The following is a 1,583-nucleotide window of genomic DNA, read 5'->3' as shown; positions in this document are numbered from 1 at the left end:
CTGAGACCTGATGCCGAGCCGATTGTGGTGAAGTGGATGATCCTATGCTGTCGAGAAAAGCCTCTAGCGAGTTTCATGGCGGCCCGTACCCCAAACCGACTCAGGTGGTCAGGTAGAGAATACCGAGGCGTTCGGGTGAACTATGGTTAAGGAACTCGGCAAAATGCCCCCGTAACTTCGGGAGAAGGGGGGCCATTCCTGGTGACGAGTCTTGCACTCTGAGCTGGGGGTGGCCGCAGAGACCAGCGAGAAGCGACTGTTTACTAAAAACACAGGTCCGTGCGAAGCCGTAAGGCGATGTATACGGACTGACGCCTGCCCGGTGCTGGAACGTTAAGGGGACCGGTTAGCTTGGATTCGTCCGGGCGAAGCTGAGAACTTAAGCGCCAGTAAACGGCGGTGGTAACTATAACCATCCTAAGGTAGCGAAATTCCTTGTCGGGTAAGTTCCGACCTGCACGAATGGCGTAACGACTTCTCGACTGTCTCAACCATAGGCCCGGTGAAATTGCATTACGAGTAAAGATGCTCGTTTCGCGCAGCAGGACGGAAAGACCCCGGGACCTTTACTATAGCTTGATATTGGTGTTCGGTTCGGCTTGTGTAGGATAGGTGGGAGACTTTGAAGCAGCAACGCCAGTTGTTGTGGAGTCGCCGTTGAAATACCACTCTGGTCGTGCTGGATGTCTAACCTGGGTCCGTGATCCGGATCAGGGACAGTGTCTGGTGGGTAGTTTAACTGGGGCGGTTGCCTCCTAAAGGGTAACGGAGGCGCCCAAAGGTTCCCTCAGCCTGGTTGGCAATCAGGTGTTGAGTGTAAGTGCACAAGGGAGCTTGACTGTGAGACTGACGGGTCGAGCAGGTACGAAAGTAGGGACTAGTGATCCGGCGGTGGCTTGTGGAAGCGCCGTCGCTCAACGGATAAAAGGTACCCCGGGGATAACAGGCTGATCTTCCCCAAGAGTCCATATCGACGGGATGGTTTGGCACCTCGATGTCGGCTCGTCGCATCCTGGGGCTGGAGTAGGTCCCAAGGGTTGGGCTGTTCGCCCATTAAAGCGGTACGCGAGCTGGGTTTAGAACGTCGTGAGACAGTTCGGTCCCTATCCGCTGTGCGCGTAGGAGTGTTGAGAAGGGCTGTCCCTAGTACGAGAGGACCGGGACGGACGAACCTCTGGTGTGCCAGTTGTTCTGCCAAGGGCATGGCTGGTTGGCTACGTTCGGGAGGGATAACCGCTGAAAGCATCTAAGCGGGAAGCCTGCTTCGAGATGAGCACTCCCACCTCCTTGAGAGGGTAAGGCTCCCAGTAGACGACTGGGTTGATAGGCCGGATATGGAAGCCCTGTGAGGGGTGGAGTTGACCGGTACTAATAGGCCGAGGGCTTGTCCTCAGTTGCTCGCGTCCACTGTGTTGTTCTGAAACAACGACCCGCCCGAACTTGTTCGGGTGTGCGGTTGACAGTTTCATAGTGTTTCGGTGGTCATAGCGTGAGGGAAACGCCCGGTTACATTCCGAACCCGGAAGCTAAGCCTCACAGCGCCGATGGTACTGCAGGGGGGACCCTGTGGGAGAGTAGGACGC

Annotated in this window: 2 rRNA genes (1 of these 2 running past the window's edge); both read left to right on the top strand. The window is 56.3% G+C overall.

The window, feature by feature from the left end:
* Positions 1-1,392, top strand: a 23S ribosomal RNA gene (locus ACIGG8_RS42640) (it extends 1,795 nt beyond the left edge of the window).
* Positions 1,393-1,474: 82 nt separating this feature from the next.
* Positions 1,475-1,583, top strand: a 5S ribosomal RNA gene (rrf, locus tag ACIGG8_RS42635); the annotation flags it as partial.

Origin of the sequence: Kitasatospora sp. NPDC085464 (assembly GCF_044541955.1) — a bacterium.
GTDB lineage: Bacteria > Actinomycetota > Actinomycetes > Streptomycetales > Streptomycetaceae > Kitasatospora.
The sequence above is the reverse complement of the archived record's forward strand: the minus strand, read 5'-3'. Positions and strand labels throughout refer to the sequence as shown.